Annotated in this window: 18 protein-coding genes and 1 pseudogene; 18 read left to right on the plus strand and 1 reads right to left on the minus strand. The window is 40.4% G+C overall.

Features of this window, described 5'->3' with window-relative positions; all coding sequences use genetic code 11:
* The first annotated feature begins 103 nt into the window (after positions 1 to 103).
* Positions 104 to 1,447, plus strand: coding sequence for a DEAD/DEAH box helicase (locus FJR73_RS02725; RefSeq protein WP_140833197.1), 1,344 nt, complete (start codon positions 104 to 106; stop codon positions 1,445 to 1,447).
* Between the two features lie 470 nt (positions 1,448 to 1,917).
* A complete protein-coding gene (locus FJR73_RS10505) occupies positions 1,918 to 2,178 on the plus strand; it encodes a hypothetical protein (protein WP_140833259.1) in 261 nt (86 codons plus the stop codon).
* A gap of 220 nt (positions 2,179 to 2,398) precedes the next feature.
* Here FJR73_RS10505 and FJR73_RS02735 read toward each other — a convergent pair.
* Positions 2,399 to 4,229 (minus strand): annotated as a pseudogene (locus FJR73_RS02735) (LTA synthase family protein).
* A gap of 116 nt (positions 4,230 to 4,345) precedes the next feature.
* Here FJR73_RS02735 and FJR73_RS02740 point away from each other — a divergent pair.
* From FJR73_RS02740 to FJR73_RS02815, 16 genes are all read left to right on the plus strand, one after another.
* A complete protein-coding gene (locus FJR73_RS02740; protein WP_181146585.1) occupies positions 4,346 to 5,509 on the plus strand; it encodes a class I SAM-dependent rRNA methyltransferase in 1,164 nt (387 codons plus the stop codon).
* Positions 5,506 to 6,183 carry a type I 3-dehydroquinate dehydratase gene (aroD, locus tag FJR73_RS02745; protein ID WP_140833199.1) on the plus strand — a complete coding sequence of 226 codons (678 nt, stop codon included), beginning with the start codon at positions 5,506 to 5,508 and terminating at the stop codon, positions 6,181 to 6,183. The genes FJR73_RS02740 and aroD overlap by 4 nt, the downstream gene beginning before the upstream one ends.
* Positions 6,173 to 7,027, plus strand: a complete 855-nt coding sequence (locus FJR73_RS02750; RefSeq protein ID WP_140833201.1) for a shikimate dehydrogenase — start codon at positions 6,173 to 6,175, stop codon at positions 7,025 to 7,027. The genes aroD and FJR73_RS02750 overlap by 11 nt, the downstream gene beginning before the upstream one ends.
* A gap of 18 nt (positions 7,028 to 7,045) precedes the next feature.
* The gene (aroB, locus tag FJR73_RS02755) at positions 7,046 to 8,113 is read left to right on the plus strand and encodes a 3-dehydroquinate synthase (RefSeq protein ID WP_061759763.1); all 1,068 of its coding nucleotides are present in this window, start codon (positions 7,046 to 7,048) and stop codon (positions 8,111 to 8,113) included.
* 9 nt (positions 8,114 to 8,122) lie between these two features.
* On the plus strand, positions 8,123 to 9,289 hold the full coding sequence (gene aroC / locus FJR73_RS02760; RefSeq protein WP_061759764.1) for a chorismate synthase: 1,167 nt from the start codon (positions 8,123 to 8,125) through the stop codon (positions 9,287 to 9,289).
* A gap of 9 nt (positions 9,290 to 9,298) precedes the next feature.
* Positions 9,299 to 10,402, plus strand: a complete 1,104-nt coding sequence (locus FJR73_RS02765) for a prephenate dehydrogenase (protein WP_061759765.1) — start codon at positions 9,299 to 9,301, stop codon at positions 10,400 to 10,402.
* Between the two features lie 10 nt (positions 10,403 to 10,412).
* The gene (locus FJR73_RS02770) at positions 10,413 to 10,751 is read left to right on the plus strand and encodes a YlbF/YmcA family competence regulator (RefSeq protein ID WP_061759766.1); all 339 of its coding nucleotides are present in this window, start codon (positions 10,413 to 10,415) and stop codon (positions 10,749 to 10,751) included.
* 91 nt (positions 10,752 to 10,842) lie between these two features.
* Positions 10,843 to 12,126 carry a 3-phosphoshikimate 1-carboxyvinyltransferase gene (gene aroA, locus FJR73_RS02775; RefSeq protein WP_061759767.1) on the plus strand — a complete coding sequence of 428 codons (1,284 nt, stop codon included), beginning with the start codon at positions 10,843 to 10,845 and terminating at the stop codon, positions 12,124 to 12,126.
* Complete coding sequence (locus FJR73_RS02780) at positions 12,119 to 12,595, plus strand: shikimate kinase (protein ID WP_061759768.1); 477 nt, start codon at positions 12,119 to 12,121, stop codon at positions 12,593 to 12,595. The genes aroA and FJR73_RS02780 overlap by 8 nt, the downstream gene beginning before the upstream one ends.
* On the plus strand, positions 12,592 to 13,440 hold the full coding sequence (gene pheA, locus FJR73_RS02785) for a prephenate dehydratase (protein WP_061759769.1): 849 nt from the start codon (positions 12,592 to 12,594) through the stop codon (positions 13,438 to 13,440). The genes FJR73_RS02780 and pheA overlap by 4 nt, the downstream gene beginning before the upstream one ends.
* On the plus strand, positions 13,437 to 14,732 hold the full coding sequence (locus FJR73_RS02790; RefSeq protein WP_061759770.1) for an LCP family protein: 1,296 nt from the start codon (positions 13,437 to 13,439) through the stop codon (positions 14,730 to 14,732). Before pheA ends, FJR73_RS02790 begins: the two co-directional genes overlap by 4 nt.
* A 125-nt stretch (positions 14,733 to 14,857) precedes the next feature.
* Complete coding sequence (locus FJR73_RS02795) at positions 14,858 to 15,703, plus strand: phosphorylcholine transferase LicD (RefSeq protein WP_079114917.1); 846 nt, start codon at positions 14,858 to 14,860, stop codon at positions 15,701 to 15,703.
* Positions 15,693 to 16,796 carry a glycosyltransferase gene (locus FJR73_RS02800; RefSeq protein ID WP_079114918.1) on the plus strand — a complete coding sequence of 368 codons (1,104 nt, stop codon included), beginning with the start codon at positions 15,693 to 15,695 and terminating at the stop codon, positions 16,794 to 16,796. Before FJR73_RS02795 ends, FJR73_RS02800 begins: the two co-directional genes overlap by 11 nt.
* Position 16,797: 1 nt before the next feature.
* A complete protein-coding gene (locus tag FJR73_RS02805; protein ID WP_061759771.1) occupies positions 16,798 to 17,784 on the plus strand; it encodes a glycosyltransferase family 2 protein in 987 nt (328 codons plus the stop codon).
* A gap of 15 nt (positions 17,785 to 17,799) precedes the next feature.
* Positions 17,800 to 19,269, plus strand: a complete 1,470-nt coding sequence (locus FJR73_RS02810; protein WP_061759772.1) for an O-antigen polysaccharide polymerase Wzy family protein — start codon at positions 17,800 to 17,802, stop codon at positions 19,267 to 19,269.
* The gene (locus tag FJR73_RS02815) at positions 19,262 to 20,296 is read left to right on the plus strand and encodes a prephenate dehydratase (RefSeq protein WP_140833203.1); all 1,035 of its coding nucleotides are present in this window, start codon (positions 19,262 to 19,264) and stop codon (positions 20,294 to 20,296) included. The genes FJR73_RS02810 and FJR73_RS02815 overlap by 8 nt, the downstream gene beginning before the upstream one ends.
* Positions 20,297 to 20,345: the final 49 nt, after the last annotated feature.

Genomic DNA, 20,345 nt, shown 5'->3' on the forward strand with positions numbered 1-20,345 from the left:
TTTTCTGACTAGAAAAGCTACAGGAAATAGCCTAAATAAGTGATACTACTGAAATGGAATAAAATATGGTATAATTGATAAGATAGATAGAATCGAGGATATTATGTCATTTACGAAATTTCAATTTAAAAACTATATTAGAGAAGCCTTGGAGGAGTTAAAATTTACAACTCCTACAGAGGTGCAAGATAAGTTGATTCCGATTGTTTTGGCAGGTCGTGACCTAGTCGGTGAATCAAAAACAGGTTCAGGAAAGACTCATACTTTCTTGTTACCGATTTTCCAGCAATTAGATGAAGCTAGTGATAGTGTACAGGCAGTGATTACTGCACCGAGCCGTGAATTGGCTACTCAAATTTACCAAGCAGCCCGTCAGATTGCTACTCACTCAGAAGTAGAAGTTCGTGTGGTTAATTATGTGGGAGGGACAGATAAGGCTCGCCAGATTGACAAATTGGCAAGTAACCAGCCTCATATTGTTATTGGAACACCAGGCCGTATCTACGACTTGGTTAAATCTGGTGATTTAGCTATTCACAAGGCTAAGACCTTTGTGGTTGATGAGACAGATATGACCTTGGATATGGGATTCTTAGAAACGGTTGATAAGATTGCTGGAAGCCTTCCAAAAGACCTGCAATTCATGGTCTTCTCAGCGACTATCCCACAAAAACTACAACCATTCTTGAAAAAATACTTGTCAAATCCTGTTATGGAGAAAATCAAGACCAAAACGGTCATTTCTGACACTATTGATAATTGGTTGATTTCTACTAAGGGACGTGATAAGAATGCTCAAATTTATCAATTGACTCAGTTGATGCAACCTTATTTGGCAATGATTTTTGTTAACACTAAAACACGTGCTGATGAATTGCATTCATATCTGACTGCTCAAGGATTGAAGGTAGCGAAGATTCATGGAGATATTGCCCCTCGTGAACGTAAGCGAATCATGAATCAGGTAAAAAATCTAGATTTTGAGTACATTGTCGCAACAGACTTGGCAGCGCGTGGGATTGATATTGAAGGTGTCAGCCATGTCATCAATGATGCCATTCCGCAAGACCTATCCTTCTTCGTGCACCGTGTTGGTCGTACCGGACGCAATGGCTTACCAGGCACAGCTATTACCCTTTATCAGCCAAGTGATGACTCGGATATCCGTGAGTTGGAGAAATTGGGAATCAAGTTTATTCCTAAGATCGTCAAAGACGGGGAATTTCAAGATACCTATGACCGTGATCGTCGTGCCAACCGTGAGAAAAAACAAGATAAACTTGATATCGAAATGATTGGTTTGGTTAAAAAGAAAAAGAAAAAAGTCAAACCAGGTTATAAGAAAAAAATTCAATGGGCGGTTGATGAAAAGCGCCGTAAAACCAAGCGTGCTGAAAATCGCGCTCGAGGTCGTGCAGATCGTAAAGCAAAACGCCAAACATTTTAATAGCAATTGTTGGAGTGCTGAGCTCCAACTTTTTTAATTATGTGATTTGCAGTCCGTCTCGCTCAATTAGGTGCGAGACAAAAAAACCACCCGCTATGCGGGTGTGCGTCGAAGGTTATACCCAAAAAACTCCAAACGCGATACAATAAAGGTGTTAAAGCCAATTGTAAAGCGAAAGGAGAAAAATATGGCACAAAAGGCTCATAGTTTATCGCACACAAAGTGGCACTTTTCTATCACATTGTGTTCATACTCTTCGAAAATTTCTTCAAACCACGTCAGCGTCGCCTTACCGTATATATGTCACTGACTTCGTCAGTCTTATCTACAACCTCAAAACAGTGTTTTGAGCAGCCTGCGGCTAGCTTCCTAGTTTGTTCTTTGAATTTCGTTGAGTATCACAAAAAAATTTAAAAGAATGGCAATATTTGTTAACAAGGCTTTCCTAGTTTGTTATAATGTAGTTGTAAATTATTAAGATTACTAATCAAAAAAATATAGGGAGGAATATTTTGAATAAGAAATATAATATAGTTCTATTATTGTTGTTTATAGTTTATTTATTTGGATATTTTTCAATTTCAAAAACGTTAATTCCTATAATGTGTGTGATCGAAGTATTTTTGATAGAACATATATTTAAAATTCGAAATAGAATGATGCAAATAGGTGAAATTTTAATTATTGTTGCTTCTATGATATTATTTATTGATAGTATATTGAGTTTGTAACAAAAGGCTTTTCTATAAAATCAAATTTTCCAGATACCTGCTGAAGCTGATTTATATTCTCATATTTCTTCTACTATCTTTGTTACTAAACTTGACAGACATATATTGCTGATACAGCCTATCTACAATCTCACAGTTAACCTGAGGCTAGTTTCCTATTTGATTTTCGTTGAATTTTATTTAATAAAAGAAATGCTCCTCCAAGACGGAAGAGCATTTTTTATTGTGATTTTGATTCGGTTTCTGCCGACTCTGGGTGGAGTTCTTGGTGACTTGATGCCTTGAAAAGGTCAGTACTGGTCTTACCTTGTCGTTGGATAAAGAGACTGGTTGATTGACTACCTTTTTCCTGCTCAATCTTTTGTAGAATTGCTAAGGAATTGAGGTAAGAAATACTTTCAGTATCAACTTTTCCAAGATGATCTGCTTGGTAGAAACGTATCAAATCTCCAGTTTGAATCTGGTCGCTGATTTTCAGCTGTTGGCTGGCTGCCTGACGGATATTTTCTAGTTCAGTCTGAGCTTGTTCATCAAGATTACTGATTTCAAGACCGCTCTCAGTATAGTAGGTTCGTCCGTCATAACTGGTGTATTTAGGTGTGACGAAGGAATTGGCAGTTCGAAAGGCAACTATTTCTTGATGGTCTGGAGATAGGAGATCTTGTCCAACTTGAAGGAAGGAATTGGATTCGATACCAAGTATGTGTTCTAGAGTTGGTAAGATATCGATTTGCCCACCGTAGGTATTGATAATTTGTCCTTTTTCATAGTCAGGCATGACTACCATAAAAGGCTGCTGCAAGTGCTCCAGATACTGAATAGAATCCTTCATCATGATTTTATCATTTAAACCATATTGGAAAGAATTGCTACTGTCTTGCTTAGTAAAATAGGAAGCATCAAAGAAGTATTGGTAGCCCCATTGTTTATAGGTCGTATTTCGATTCCAGAAGGTCCCGATATTACCGTGAAAGACGGCACTCGATTGATAGCCATTTTTTGATAGGATAAAAGGCGCAGCTTGCTGGGTATTGGTACCTCCATAGTTGACCATAAAGGAACCTTGGTCAAGTCCAAACAAACCAGTCTCCAGCATGGTTTCCGCATCTGAGGTCTTACCAGCCTTGATTTGGTTAAAGATATTTGAAAAGGCTAGGGTTGATTGCGAATGGTAGAGTGAATTTAGGAAGGGAGTGACTTCATGCTCAGTTCCATCTATGTTGAGTTTATAGTCAAGTAGGAATTGCTGGAAACTTTCCAAGTGGAGATAAATCACATTTTTCCCTTTAGCCAAGCCAACATAGTCTGGATTGGACTTAGCAGAATGTTCCTGGATATAATCTGTGATAGGTTGAAGGTCAGTCTCAGAAGCCTTAGCATGTTCTTTGTTGGCACTGTAGGATTGGTTGGCACTATAGCCTAAAAAGGCTGGCAAACTAAGGGTACGGACAACATAATAATTAGAAAACCCTTGCGATAGGAGATCGGGATGTTCAATCTCTGCCAAGAAAAGATTAGCAGAAAAGAGCAGGGCTGAGAGAGCAGTGATAGCAACACTGGAGCGGAATTTGAAAGGTCTCCTATCCAAATGGATGAATTTTTTATAGAGAAGATAAGCCAACAGTGGGAAATCCATAAAATAGATAAGATCCCAAGGACGTAGTAACTCTAGTTCCGCAGTATCAACAGATACCTTGCTGACCACCTTCATAGTATTAGCCGTGATAAAGTCACTAAATTCTCGATAGTAAAAGACATTGGAATAAAGCCAAATGAATAAAAGACTATAAATAGCTATACTAAGACTATAAAAAATCTTGGTTGATCGAGCATAGAGGGCTAGAGCTAGCAGGAGTAGTCCTAGAGGAAGGGGGGGTGAAAAAGGCGATAAAGGCAAGGTAATTTCCCTGCAGCTTTCCCAATTGAATGTCTAAATTAAAGTCAATGGCATAGGCTAATAAGGTTTTGAGTCAATAGAGGGTTAAAAGAGTTAGGACAAAACCCAGTCTAGTACCGATGGCTTTTTGGATTTTGTTAAAATTGATTCTCACACAATTACTTCCTAAGTTTTTATTAGTATTAGTATAGCATTTTTTAAAACTAGAGTAACAAAGCAAGGGTAGTTTCTTTTTTGAGAATTGTCATAAAATTTGATATAATAGGGACTATGAATAAAATAAGAGTCAGTAAACGGGTTGAAAAAAAGCTCGCTAAAGGACTAGTTTTACTAGAAGCTAGCGACCTTGCAGATGTTTATCTCAAGGATCAGGAAGTAGAAGTCTATCGTCAAGAAGGCACCTTTCTTGGGACTGCCTACCTTTCTCAGCAAAACAAGGGCTTGGGCTGGTTTGTGAGCACAGACAAGGTGACCTTCAATCAAGCTTTCTTTGAAACACTGTTTAGACAAGCTAAAGAAAAGAGAAAATCCTACTATCAAGATGAATTGACAACTGCCTTTCGTCTTTTCAACCAAGAGGGGGATGGCTTTGGCGGTCTGACAGTGGATCTTTATGGCGACTATGCTGTCTTTTCTTGGTATAACTCTTATGTTTATCAGATTCGCAAGGTTATTTCTGAAGCCTTTAGACAGGTTTTTCCTGAGGTTTTAGGGACCTATGAGAAGATCCGTTTTAAGGGTTTGGACTATGAATCTGCCCATGTTTATGGTCAAGAAGCACCTGACTTCTTCACTGTTTTAGAAAATGGTGTCCTCTATCAAGTCTTTATGAATGATGGCTTGATGACAGGGATTTTCCTAGACCAGCATGAGGTACGTGGTAGTCTAGTTGACGGGTTGGCTATGGGTAAATCCTTGCTCAATATGTTTTCTTATACAGCAGCCTTTTCAGTAGCTGCAGCCATGGGAGGAGCTAGCCAGACTACTTCTGTTGACCTAGCCAAGCGTTCACGAGAATTGTCTCAAGCGCATTTTCAGGCAAATGGAATCAGTACAGGCGACCATCGTTTTATAGTCATGGATGTTTTTGAGTATTTCAAGTATGCTAAACGAAAAGACTTGACCTATGATGTGATTGTCCTAGATCCGCCTAGCTTTGCTCGGAACAAAAAACAAACATTCTCTGTGGCCAAGGATTATTACAAGTTGATTTCCCAGAGTCTTGAGATTTTAAATCCGGGAGGTATTATTATTGCCAGTACTAATGCTGCCAATGTTTCCCGTCAGAAATTTACAGAACAAATTGATAAGGGCTTTGCAGGAAGAAGTTACCAGATTTTAAACAAATACGGTCTTCCAGCAGATTTCGCCTATAATAAAAAAGATGAAAGTAGTAATTACCTCAAGGTGATTAGTATGAAGGTTAGTAAATGAAATTAATCGTTTCAGTAATGCCAAGAAGTTTAGAGGAGGCCCAGGTTCTGGATGCCACGAGGTATCAGGATGCTGATATCATTGAATGGCGAGCCGACTATCTGCCTAAAGAAGCGATTTTGCAGGTAGCTCCAGCTATTTTTGAAAAATTTGCAGGCCGTGAATTGGTTTTTACCCTGCGAACTCGTGCTGAAGGGGGAGAAATTGACCTTTCTCCAGAAGAATATATCCATCTAATCAAGGAAGTGGCGCAACTCTATCAACCAGATTATATTGATTTTGAGTACTACAGCTACAAGGATGTTTTTGAGGAAATGCTGGATTTCCCAAATCTCGTTTTGAGTTACCACAATTTCCAAGAAACACCTGAGAATATGATGGAAATCTTGTCAGAGTTGACGAGCTTAAATCCAAAACTTGTTAAGGTTGCGGTGATGGCTCACACGGAGCAGGATGTCTTAGACTTGATGAACTATACACGAGGCTTTAAAACCCTCAATCCTGAACAGGAATATGTGACCATTTCTATGGGCAAGGTGGGCAAAGTCTCTCGTATCACTGCGGATGTGACTGGTTCTAGCTGGTCCTTTGCTAGTCTAGATGAGGCTAGTGCTCCTGGTCAGATTTCCCTAGCTAACATGAAAAAAATCAGGGAGATTTTGGATGAAGCTTGATGGCTATACACGTTTAGCTGCAGTTGTTGCCAATCCTATTAAGCATTCTATTTCGCCCTTTATCCACAATAGGGCCTTTGAGGTGACAGCTACCAATGGTGTTTATGTGGCTTGGGAGATTGAAGCGAGTGACTTGGCAGAAACAGTGGCTAATATTCGTCGCTACCAGATGTTTGGCATCAACCTATCCATGCCCTATAAGGAGCAAGTGATTCCTTATTTGGATGAGCTGAGCGATGAAGCGCGCTTGATTGGTGCGGTTAATACGGTTGTCAATGAGAATGGCAATTTAATTGGATATAATACAGATGGCAAGGGATTTTTTAAGAGCTTGCCTTCTTTTACAATTACAGGTAAGAAGATGACCCTGCTGGGCGCAGGTGGTGCGGCCAAGTCCATTTTGGCACAGGCTATTTTGGATGGTGTCAGTCAGATTTCTGTCTTTGTTCGTTCCGTTTCTATGGAAAAAACAAGACCTTACCTAGACAAGTTACAGGAGCAAACAGGCTTTAAAGTAGACTTGTATGCTTTAGAAGATGTTTCTGTATTGCAGGAAATGATTACTGAGTCGGATTTGCTGGTCAATGCGACCAGTGTGGGAATGGATGGTCAATCATCCCCAGTTCCTGAAAGCATTGTCCTATCAGAAACTCTTTTAGTAGCAGATATCATTTACCAACCTTTTGAAACCCCGTTTTTGAAATGGGCCAGAAGTCAGGGCAATCCAGCGGTCAATGGTCTGGGAATGTTGCTCTATCAAGCTGCAGAAGCTTTTCAACTGTGGACAGGAAAGGAAATGTCGACAGAAGAGATTTGGCAGTCTTTAACAGAAAAATACCAATAAAGAAAGGGAGATGCTCCTATGAAAATCAGAATCGATATTCCTCATCATCCTTATGATATTCAGATTGAAAAAGGCTGTCTGGCTCAGGCTGGTCAATGGTTGCTAGAACTGTGGCAACCTCAAAAAGTGGTCATTGTAACAGACAACCATGTAGCTTCTCTTTATGCAGAGAAGGTCAAGCTCAGCCTAGAAGATGCTGGTTTTCAGGTAGCTGTTTTTGACTTTTTAGAAGGCGAAGAAAGGAAAAATCTTACCACTGTCCAGAAAGTCTATGAATTTTTAGTCAAGCAAGGTCTGACTCGTAGTGATGGAATCGTGGCTCTTGGTGGTGGTGTCGTTGGGGACCTGGCTGGTTTTGTGGCCTCAACCTATATGCGGGGTATTCACTTTGTTCAGATTCCGACTAGCTTGACAGCTCAGGTGGATTCTTCTATCGGTGGAAAGACGGGTGTCAACACTCCATTTGCTAAAAATATGGTGGGGACCTTTGCCCAACCAGATGGGGTTCTGATTGATCCGCTTGTTCTTGAAACCCTCGGAAAAAGAGAGTTGATTGAAGGGATGGGTGAGGTTATCAAGTATGGCTTGATTGAGGATCCAGAACTTTGGGCTCTCTTGACAGAGCTGGATGGTTCTGTAGAGAGTATTTTGGAGCATTCAGAGACCTTGATTGAACATTCTTGTCAGGTTAAGCGCAAGATGGTAGTTGAGGATGAGTTGGACAATGGTGTACGCCTTTACCTCAATTTTGGTCACACCATTGGTCATGCCATTGAAGCAACGGCCGGTTATGGCAAGGTCATGCATGGAGAAGCTGTGGCCATGGGCATGGTGCAGATTTCCAAGGTTGCTGAGAAAAAGGGTCTTATGCCAACTGGCATTACCCAGTTCATCACAGCTATGTGTCAGAAATTTGGCTTGCCTGTTGATTATGAAAACTGGGATGTAGATAAGCTTTATCAAGCTTTGACTCATGATAAGAAAGCGCGTGGTAATACCCTGAAATTGGTCTTAGTACCAGAGCTTGGTTCAGCGACCATTCACCCAGTTTCTCTGGAAGAGATGAAAGACTACTTGGTAAAATAAGGAGAGTATATGAGATATTTAACTGCAGGAGAATCACACGGCCCCCGTCTGACAGCTATCATTGAAGGAATTCCAGCTGGATTACCTTTGGCAGTAGAGGATATCAATGGAGACCTTAAACGCCGTCAGGGTGGTTACGGTCGTGGTGGCCGTATGAAGATTGAGAGTGACCAAGTTGTCTTTACTTCAGGCGTTCGTCACGGGAAGACGACAGGGGCTCCTATTACTATGGATGTCATCAATAAGGACCATCAAAAATGGCTGGACATCATGTCTGCGGAGGACATTGAAGACCGCCTTAAAAGCAAACGAAAAATCACCCATCCTCGCCCAGGTCATGCCGATTTGGTTGGGGGCATCAAGTACCGTTTTGACGATTTGAGAAATTCTTTGGAGCGCTCATCTGCCCGTGAAACCACTATGCGGGTGGCAGTTGGGGCAGTAGCCAAACGCCTCTTGGCTGAGCTGGATATGGAGATTGCCAACCATGTCGTTGTATTTGGTGGCAAGGAAATCGATGTTCCTGAAAATCTCACAGTTGCTGAGATTAAGGAAAGAGCTGCCCAGTCTGAAGTTTCTATTGTCAACCAAGAAAGAGAACAGGAAATCAAGGATTATATTGACCAAATCAAACGTGACGGTGATACCATCGGTGGGGTTGTGGAGACAGTCGTTGGAGGTGTTCCAGTTGGTCTTGGTTCCTATGTCCAATGGGACAGAAAATTGGATGCAAGATTAGCTCAAGCTGTTGTCTCTATCAATGCCTTTAAAGGGGTAGAATTTGGTCTTGGCTTTGAAGCGGGTTACCGTAAAGGCAGCCAAGTCATGGATGAAATTCTCTGGTCTGAAGAAGAGGGCTATACCCGTCGCACCAATAACCTGGGTGGATTTGAGGGTGGTATGACAAATGGACAACCTATCGTTGTTCGTGGTGTCATGAAACCCATTCCTACTCTCTACAAACCACTCATGAGCGTTGATATTGAAACCCATGAACCCTACAAGGCAACTGTCGAGAGAAGCGATCCGACTGCTCTTCCAGCTGCAGGAGTGGTCATGGAAGCCGTTGTGGCAACGGTTCTGGCGCAAGAAATCCTTGAAAAATTCTCATCAGATAATCTCGAGGAACTAAAAGAAGCAGTAGCCAAACACCGAGACTATACAAAGAACTATTAAGGAGTTCCTATGGCAAAAACAGTCTATATCGTAGGTCTTGGATTGATTGGAGCCTCTATGGCCCTAGGTATCAAACGCGATCATCCAGATTATAAAATTTTAGGTTATAATCGCAGTCAAGCTTCGAGAGATATCGCCTTGAAAGAAGGCATGATTGACCGTGCAACGGATGATTTTGCCAGTTTTGCTCCTTTGGCAGATATCATTATTCTCAGTTTGCCAATCAAACAAACCATTGCTTTCATTAAGGAGTTGGCCAACTTGGACTTGAAAGAAGGCGTCATTATTTCAGATGCTGGTTCGACCAAGTCAGCTATTGTGGATGCGGCGGAGCAGTATTTGGATGGCAAGTCTGTTCGATTTGTCGGAGCCCATCCCATGGCTGGTAGTCACAAGACAGGAGCTGCTTCTGCGGATGTCAATCTCTTTGAAAATGCCTATTATATCTTTACACCTTCAAGCCTGACAAGTCCTGACACACTTGAGGAAATGAAGGACTTGCTTTCAGGTCTTCATGCTCGCTTTATCGAGATTGATGCCAAGGAGCATGATCGTGTGACTTCTCAGATTAGCCATTTCCCTCATATTCTGGCTTCTAGTCTCATGGAGCAGACCGCGGTTTATGCTCAAGAACATGAGATGGCAAGGCGTTTTGCTGCAGGTGGTTTTCGAGATATGACCCGAATTGCGGAAAGCGAGCCAGGTATGTGGACCTCCATTCTATTGTCCAATCGCGAGACTATCCTAGAGCGAATTGAGGATTTTAAGGAACGTTTAGATGAGGTTGGCCAGGCCATCAGCAAGGGAGATGAAGAGCAAATCTGGAACTTTTTCAATCAAGCGCGTGAACAACGCCAGGCCATGGAAATCCATAAGCGTGGTGGTGTGGATAGCTCTTATGACCTTTATGTCGATGTTCCCGATGAAGAAGATGTCATTTTACGAATCTTGGAACTGCTACGTGGAACTTCCTTGGTTAATATCCACATCAATGAGGAAAACCGTGAAGATATTCACGGGATTCTACAAATTTCATTTAAAAATGCTCAAGACTTGGAACGAGCCGAGCACCTCATAACAGAAAATACCGACTACACAGTTGTTATCAAATAAGGAGAAAATTATGTCAAATATTTACGATAGTGCAAACGAACTCAGTCGCGGCCTACGCGAATTACCAGAATACAAGGCTGTTAAAACAGCTAAAGATGCGATTTCAGCAGATGCTGAGGCGAGCAAAATCTTTACGGAATATGTTGCTTTCCAAGAGGAAATTCAAAGATTAGCGCAGACAGGTCAAATGCCAGACGCTTCCTTCCAAGCTAAGATGGAAAACTTTGGCAAGCAGATTCAGGGAAATAACCTATTGTCAGAATTCTTTACCAAGCAACAACAATTGGCCATTTACCTTTCTGACATTGAAAAAATTGTTTTCGAACCAGTTTCAGAATTGCTAAAATAAGAAAATAACAATCCTAAAGTCAGGAATTTTTAAGGAATTTCTGGCTTTTTATGATAAAATAAGTAAAAGTATTGCAAGTATGAGGTCCAGTATGAAACTAAAAACAAACATTAGCCACTTACACGGCAGTATACGAGTTCCAGGTGACAAATCTATCAGTCACCGTTCCATTATCTTTGGAAGCTTGGCTGAGGGTGAGACCAAGGTTTATGATATATTACGTGGCGAAGACGTCCTTTCGACCATGCAAGTCTTTCGTGATCTTGGTGTTGAGATTGAGGATAAAGATGGCGTTATTACCATTCAAGGTGTAGGTATGGATGGTTTAAAAGCTCCGCAAAATGCCCTTGATATGGGAAATTCTGGCACCTCGATTCGTCTGATTTCAGGTGTTCTTGCTGGTGCAGACTTTGAAGTAGAAATGTTTGGAGATGATAGTCTTTCCAAACGTCCTATGGACCGCGTGACCCTTCCACTGAAAAAAATGGGCGTTAGTATTTCAGGACAAACTGAGCGAGACCTGCCTCCTCTTCACTTAAAAGGGACGAAGAACCTAAGACCTATTCACTATGAGTTGCCAATTGCCTCTGCCCAAGTAAAGTCTGCCTTGATGTTTGCAGCTTTGCAGGCTCAGGGGGAGTCCGTTATTATCGAAAAAGAATGCACCCGTAATCATACTGAAGATATGTTGCAACAATTTGGTGGTCATTTAAGTGTGGAGGGCAAGAAAATCACAGTCCAAGGGCCACAAAAATTGACAGGGCAAAAGGTAGTTGTTCCAGGAGATATTTCCAGTGCAGCCTTTTGGTTAGTCGCAGGATTGATTGTTCCAAACTCTCGTCTAGTACTGAAGAATGTGGGCATCAACGAAACGCGTACTGGTATTATTGATGTCATTCGTGCAATGGGTGGAAAACTAGAAATAACTGAAATTGACCCAGTCGCTAAATCTGCTACCTTGACTGTTGAGTCTTCTGACTTGAAAGGAACAGAGATTGGCGGTGCCTTGATTCCACGCTTGATTGATGAATTGCCTATTATTGCCCTTCTGGCGACCCAAGCTCAAGGTGTAACGATTATTAAGGATGCTGAGGAACTCAAGGTCAAGGAAACAGACCGCATTCAGGTTGTGGCAGACGCTTTAAATAGCATGGGTGCGAATATCACACCTACAGCAGATGGAATGATTATCAAAGGCAAATCAACCCTTCACGGTGCTAGAGTCAATACTTTTGGAGACCATCGTATCGGCATGATGACAGCTATCGCAGCTCTCTTGGTTGCAGATGGAGAGGTGGAGCTTAATCGTGCAGAAGCCATCAATACCAGTTATCCTAGCTTCTTTGATGATTTGGAGAGCTTGATTCATGGCTAAGGTATTACTAGGATTTATGGGGGCTGGCAAATCGACTATTGCAAGAGGCTTGGACCCAGATTATCTCGATATGGATGCTCTGATAGAGAAACGCCTAGGCATGTCCATTGCGGAATTTTTCTCTGAAAAGGGAGAAGCGGCCTTTCGTCAGGTAGAATCAGAAGTCCTAGCTGATTTACTACAAACAGACCAAGTCGTGTCAACTGGTGGAGGAGTAGTCGTTTCTCAGAAAAATCGCGACTTACTCAAAACCAATTCTGATAATATTTACTTAAAAGCCGATTTTGAAACCCTCTACCAACGCATATCAGCTGATAAGGACAATCAGCGCCCGCTTTTTCTAAATAATAGCAAAGAAGAACTAGCAGCTATTTTTCAAGAACGACAGGCTTGGTATGAGGAAGTGGCTAGTCGGATTTTGGATGTGACCAAGCTAAGTCCAGAGGAAATTATAGAGGAACTGAGATGAAAATTGCTTATCTAGGTCCCAAGGGATCATTTTCACACCACGTTGTGCAGACAGCTTTTTCTCATGAGGAATTGCAGGCCTTTGCCAATATTACAGATGTCATCAAGGCCTATGAGCAAGGCTTGGTGGACTATTCTGTGGTGCCAGTTGAAAATTCTATCGAGGGTAGTGTTCATGAAACCTTGGACTACCTTTTTCATCAGGTTCACATTCAAGCAGTGGCAGAAATCGTTCAGCCTATTCATCAGCAGTTGATGGTGGTTCCAGGTCATACTAAGATTGAAAAGATTTTTTCACATCCACAGGCCTTGGCGCAAGGAAAGAAATTTATCGATGAACAGTATCCAGATGCTCAAATCGAGGTGACTGCTAGTACAGCCTATGCGGCCCGCTTTATTTCCGAACATCCAGACCAGCCCTTTGCAGCAATTGCACCTAGAAGTTCTGCTGAAGAATATGGCTTAGAACTGATTGCCGAGGATATTCAGGAAATGGAAGCCAATTTCACACGTTTCTGGGTTTTAGGAGCTGAAAAGCCTAGTATTCCCTTGCAAGCACAAACTGAGAAAATGAGTTTGGCCTTGACCTTACCTGACAACCTTCCAGGTGCACTTTATAAGGCCCTGTCGACCTTTGCTTGGCGAGGAATTGACTTAACAAAAATTGAAAGTCGTCCACTCAAGACAGCACTGGGCGAATACTTTTTCATTATCGATGTGGACTATGCTGATAAGGATCTGGTCCGCTTTGCCCAAAAAGAATTAGAAGCGATTGGAATCCAGTATAAGGTTTTGGGTACCTATCCTATTTATCTAATATCAGACCATGGAAAGGAGAGAAGATGAGTAAAGAAAATCCCTTAAGTCACCACGAGCAGTTACGCTATGACTATCTACTTAAGAATATTCACTATCTCAATGAGCGAGAAAAAGAAGAGTTTGCTTACTTGCAAGATAAATTGAATGGGGAAAGTAGTGACGCCACCTCAGAAAGTCAAGAATTGACCGAGGATTATAGAAAGACACGTGCTAACACTTCGATCCCTTCTTATGATAGTCGTAGTCGCTCTGAGAGATACCAGAAAATCAATTCTCTTCCAATGAAAAAAACTAAAAAGTGTAAGCTACGGTGGGGGCGTATTTTCGCAGGCTTACTGGCTATCTTAGCTTGTGTAGCGCTTGGCATGATTTTTATGTTCCTAAAAGGCTATTCAAATGCTGATTCAACCAAAACTGCCAATGCTAAGGCCGCTCAAGTAGAAGTCTTTAATGGTCAGGATACCAGAGATGGTGTTAATATTTTGATCATGGGTACCGATGGGCGAATCGGTCAAAATAGTGCTGAGACGCGTACTGACTCTATTATGGTATTAAATGTCGGAGGTTCAGATAAGAAAATCAAGCTAGTCAGTTTTATGCGCGATAATTTGGTCTATATAGACGGTTACAGTCAAGTGATTAACAGTAGGAAACAGACGGATAACAAGTTAAATGTAGCCTATGAACTAGGGGAACAAGAAGGACAAAAAGGGGCCGAAATGGTTCGTCAAGTCTTGAAAGATAATTTTGACTTGGACATTAAGTACTATGCCTTGGTTGATTTTCAAGCCTTTGCAACAGCGATTGATACGCTGTTCCCAGATGGAGTGATGATTGATGCCAAATTCTCAACCTTGGAAGGTCAACCGTTAACTGAAGCTACGGTGGGAGATGACTTACATGCTACGGAAACAGAGTCTCCGACCCAGACTATTAAAGTCGGGAAACAGCAGATGAATGGTTCGACCTTGCTTAATTATGCTCGTTTCCGTGATGATGATGAAGGCGATTATGGTCGTACCAAGAGACAGCAGCAAGTGCTGACAGCAGTTCTTCAGCAAATCAAAGATCCAACCAAGCTCTTTACAGGCTCAGAGGCACTTGGCAAGGTCTTCGGAATGACCTCAACGAATGTTCCTTATAGTTTCTTATTGACCAATGGTTTATCCTTCCTAAATGGAGCACAAAACGGCATTGAGAGATTAACAGTTCCAGAACTGGGTGATTGGGTAGATGCCTACGATGTTTATGGAGGCTTGGGCTTGCTTGTCGATCAAAATAAATATCAGAATAAATTGTCTCAGATGGGTTTGAGATAAGATAAGACAGAAGAATCAAAGTTTGATAGCTATTTGGATAGTAGTCAGGCTTTGATTTTTTACAGTCTGCAATAGATTTTCAGTCCTAATTTGTGGTATAATGAAACGATACGATAGAAAGAATAATGAACAATATGACTGATTTAAAAGCAATTCAGGCTCGTAGTCTGGAGATGGCTGAATATTTTGTGGCTTTTTGTAAAGAACATGATTTGCTTTGCTATCTTTGTGGTGGAGGTGCTATTGGTGCCCTTCGAAACAAGGGGTTCATTCCTTGGGACGATGACCTAGACTTTTTTATGCCCCGTAAGGACTATGAAAAATTGGCAGAATTATGGCCTCTTTATGCAGATGAACGTTATTTCTTGTCAAAGAGTAACACGGATTTTGTCGACCGCAATCTTTTTATTACCATTCGTGACAAGGAAACGACCTGTATCAAACCTTATCAGCAGGATTTGGATTTGCCACATGGTTTGGCTTTGGATGTCTTGCCTTTGGATTATTATCCGAAAAATCCAGCTGAGCGGAAGAAACAGGTTCGCTGGGCCCTGATTTATTCACTTTTTTGTGCCCAAACTATTCCAGAAAAGCATGGGGCTCTCATGAAATGGGGAAGCCGTATTTTACTGGGCGTGACGCCCAAATCTCTCCGTTATCGCATTTGGAAAAAAGCTGAGAAAGAAATGACCAAATATGGTCTAGCTGAGAGCGATGGCATCACAGAATTATGCTCAGGTCCTGGCTACATGAGAAATAAGTATCTAATCGCATCTTTTGAAGACAATCTTTTCTTGCCATTTGAAGGGACAGAGATGCCTATTCCAGTCGGTTATGATGCCTATCTCAGTACTGCTTTTGGAGATTATATGACGCCACCACCAGCAAATAAGCAAGTACCGCATCATGATGCTGTCATCGCTGATATGGATAAGTCTTATACAGAATACAAGGGAGAATATGGTGGCTAAGAAAAAAATCTTATTTTTTATGTGGTCTTTTTCTCTTGGAGGTGGCGCAGAGAAGATTCTGTCTACCATTGTTTCAAATCTGGATCCAGAAAAGTATGATATTGATATTCTTGAAATGGAGCACTTTGACAAGGGATACGAATCTGTTCCCCAGCATGTACGAATGTTAAAATCCCTTCAGGATTATCGCCAAGCCAGATGGATTCGAGCTTTTTTGTGGAGAATGAGAATTTATTTTCCAAGGCTGACTCGTCGCTTGCTTGTAAAAGATGACTATGATGTTGAAGTTTCTTTTACCATTATGAATCCACCACTGTTGTTTTCTAAAAGAAAAGAAGTCAAGAAAATCTCTTGGATTCATGGAAGTATCGAAGAATTTCTTAAGGATAGCTCAAAAAGGAAATCACATAGACGCCAGTTGGATGCCGCGGATACTATTGTAGGGATTTCAAAAAAGACCAGTCATTCTATCAAGGAAGTCTATCCAGATTATGCTTCGAAATTACAGACGGTCTACAATGGATATGATTTTAAGACTATTCTAGAAAAATCTCAAGAGAAGATAGATATCGAGATTGCACCTCAAAGTATCTGTACTATCGGACGGATTGAGGAAAATAAGGGTTCTGACCGTGTAGTGGAAGTGATACGATTATTACACCAAGAGGGAAAAAACTATCATCTCTACTTCATAGGTGCTGGTGATATGGAAGAGGAACTGAAAAAACGAGTTAAAGAGTATGAGCTTGAGGACTATGTACATTTCCTTGGTTATCAAAAAAATCCTTATCAGTATTTGTCTCAGATGAAGGTCCTCTTGTCTATGTCTAAACAAGAAGGTTTTCCTGGGGTGTATGTGGAGGCCTTGAGCCTTGGAATCCCTTTTGTCTCTACGGATGTCGGAGGGGCTGAGGAATTATCCCAAGAAGGACGATTTGGACAAATCATTGAGAGCAATCAAGAGGCAGCTCAGGCAATTACGAACTATATGACTTCTGCCTCAAACTTTGATGTCGATGAGGCTAGTCAATTCATTCAACAATTTACAATTGCCAAACAAATCGAACAAGTAGAAAAACTATTAGAGGAGTAGCATGGAAACTGCATTAATTAGTGTCATTGTGCCAGTCTATAATGTGGCGCAGTACCTAGAAAAATCGATAGCTTCCATTCAGAAGCAGACCTATCAAAATCTGGAAATTATTCTTGTTGATGATGGTGCAACAGATGAAAGTGGTCGCTTGTGTGATTCAATCGCTGAACAAGATGACAGGGTGTCAGTGCTTCATAAAAAGAATGAAGGTTTGTCGCAAGCACGAAATGATGGAATGAAGCAGGCTCACGGGGACTATCTGATTTTTATTGACTCAGATGATTATATCCATCCAGAAATGATTCAGAGTTTATATGAGCAAATAATTCAAGAAGATGCGGATGTTTCGAGTTGTGGTGTTATGAATGTCTATGCTAATGATGAAAGCCCACAGTCAGCTAATCAGGATGATTATTTTGTCTGTGATTCTCAAACATTTCTAAAGGAATACCTCATAGGTGAAAAAATACCTGGAACGATCTGCAATAAGCTAATCAAGAGAGAGATTGCAACTGCCCTATCCTTTCCTAAGGGATTGATTTACGAAGATGCTTATTATCATTTTGATTTAATCAAGTTGGCTAAGAAGTACGTTGTTAATACCAAACCCTATTATTACTATTTCCATAGAGGTGATAGCATTACGACCAAACCGTATGCAGAGAAGGATTTAGCCTATATTGATATCTATCAAAAGTTTTACAATGAAGTTGTGAAAAACTATCCTGACTTGAAAGAGGTTGCGTTCTTCAGATTGGCCTATGCTCATTTCTTTATTCTGGATAAAATGTTACTAGATGATCAGTATAAACAGTTTGAAGCCTATTCTCAGATTCATCGATTTTTAAAAGGCCATGCCTTTGCTATTGCTAGGAATCCAATTTTTCGTAAGGGAAGAAGAATTAGTGCTTTGGCTCTATTCATAAACATTTCCTTATACCGATTCTTATTACTGAAAAATATTGAAAAATCAAAAAAATTACATTAGAACGGGGGTGAGCAAGTGATTGATGGAAAACGATTATTATTTAGTTTGACCATAGTCAGCTATGCCTTGACGCTAGTAAGTGGAATTGTGTATCTGTTTAATAATAATAATGTTAGCTTGCTTTCTACTTTATTGTTCTTACTGGTTAGTAGCTTAATTGCCTGCTGGAATGATATCAAGTATTACTTAATCCATTTTATTTTCTATTTAACTATTTTTGTATTTCTGGTATCAAGACCGACCATTGATTATTTTAGGGATGGCGCTCTGGATACCTATCATCCGATAGCCTATCGCTTTGCCTTTATAGTCGTCATGGTTTCGATTCTGGGCTTGACCACAGGAGGCGTACTGGCTCGTTACTTCATAGCTAGGAAGAACATAAAAGTACCAAAGATAGGAAATTCTATAAAAGAGATTTATATCAAGCGGTTACGCTTTGTATCACTAGGAGTTTTTCTTCTCACCTATCCTTTCTATTTCATTCGGTTATTCGAACGGCTCCTGTATCGCTTGCAGACTTCCTACTATGCCTACTATGCAAATTTTGAAAGTAAACTGCCTTATTTTACCTACATTTTGTCTACCTTTACGGTCTACGCAATGTGTATGTATCTGGCAACCAAGCCAAAGAAATGGCAGGCCACAGCAGTGCTTGTCTCCTTTATTGCAGCCAATACTATTCATTTGGCAATTGGGACACGAAATCCCTTTATTTTAAGTATTTTATTTGCTTTTGTTTATTACTTCATGCGGGAGCAAACTGAAAAGGGAAAATGGATTGGGTTTAAAGAAAAGTTAGCGATTTTTGTAGGTTCTCCTATTCTCATGTTAGCGATGGGAGTGCTCAATTATGTACGGGATAATGTCCAGGTTTCCCATACAGGTTTCTGGGATATTCTGCTTGACTTTATCTATAAACAAGGAACCAGTTTTGGCGTTCTGGCTCGAGGTTTTCTATTTAACAGTAGCCTCCCTTACCGAGATTTCCGTAATTTTACTTTTGGTCCTGTCCTTGATTATTTTGCAAGGGGAAGCTTGGGGGCTATTTTCGGAGGAAAAGCCTTTGAACATACAACCAATAGTGTGGAGCTAGCTATTGATAGTAATAGTTATGCCCACAATTTGTCCTATCTTGTTTTGAATAAGGAATATTTAAAAGGACATGGTATCGGAAGTAGCTATATTATGGAGTTGTATACCGACTATGGTATGATAGGAGTCTTTCTGCTTAGTCTCTTACTCGGTATGCTATTTATAGCCATGCTGCAAGTAGCCTATCGTTCAAGAACAATCTTATTTGCCTTGTCCTTACTCATCTTGAATAATCTATTCTTTATGCCAAGAAGTAGCTTTTCAGAAAGTTTCTTCAATCTATTTACAATGCAATTCTGGGGAATTGTTCTTGTGATGATATTTGTAGCAAAAATGCTTACAAAAGAGAACCAGTATCTACTCAACAAAGGAGAAAAAAATCATGTTTGAACATTATTCAGTAGCTGATTTGTTTGCAAATCTTTACAAAAAACGAAAAGCAAATATTTTAGCTCTCATAGCTTTATTTGCTCTTATTGCTGTACCATTTACAATTAAAGCTGTTAAGAATAAAAATACTGTCAAAGACACAACAAGTTATTCAACTTATCTTAGCTATAAAATCACTCCTCCAGAAGATTCAGCTAAAACGATTTTGAATCATCAAATTGGTGGTTATAGTGATTTCTACGGAAAATTGATTGATGGGAATTTGAATGGAGCTTATCTTTTCAATGATGTAGAGCCGAGTGAGTTGAAAAAAATTGCCAGTGAATTGGATACGACAGAGACAACCTTGAAAAATTCTACAAGTGACTATTGGTGGAAAAAACTGACTGTTTACTATATGATTGACGATGCAGGGGTTGGTGTGAAAATTTTGACACCAAGTAAAGATGCTAATGACTTGTTGGAGCGAAAAATTGATGGATTGATTGAGAAATTTAAACACACTTATGCAAATGTAAAAATTGAAAAATTGGAAACCATCAACTCTAAAGAATTGAATGCAAACGGTGAGACAGCGCTTGGATTGAATGTGAAGAATTTGATTCTCCGTTTAGCTGTTATTGGAGTAGTCTGTGTGATTTTGGTTGTAATGGGAAATGTGTTGATTTATCTCTTTAACCCAACAATCAATAGAGCAGGTGATTTTTCTCAATATCAAATTGATTTTGTAACAGAGATTACAACAATTGCTAACCTAGCAGATGTCTTGTCATACAAAAATGCTGGACAGGAATTGACCATCGTTAGCTCAAATAAAGCTATCCTAGATAAATTGAAACAGAGTCAAGAGGCTTTAAAAGGAATGCATTTTGTAGATTTACAAGATGTATCATCTCTTTTGGAAAGAGATACAGTCCTTCTTGTTGAAGAATACGGAGTAACTCGTTATAAGAAATTTGAGCAAAGTCTTCAAATTCTTCGAAACTTAAATCGTTCTATCCTCGGTGTAGCAACCTTTAAATTATAAGCATTCGGATGCATTAGGTCTTCAAAGTCGGACAAGAGCCGATTTTGAA

Source organism: Streptococcus sp. D2, assembly GCF_006385825.1.
In the GTDB taxonomy this organism is placed as follows: Bacteria; Bacillota; Bacilli; order Lactobacillales; family Streptococcaceae; genus Streptococcus; species Streptococcus shenyangsis.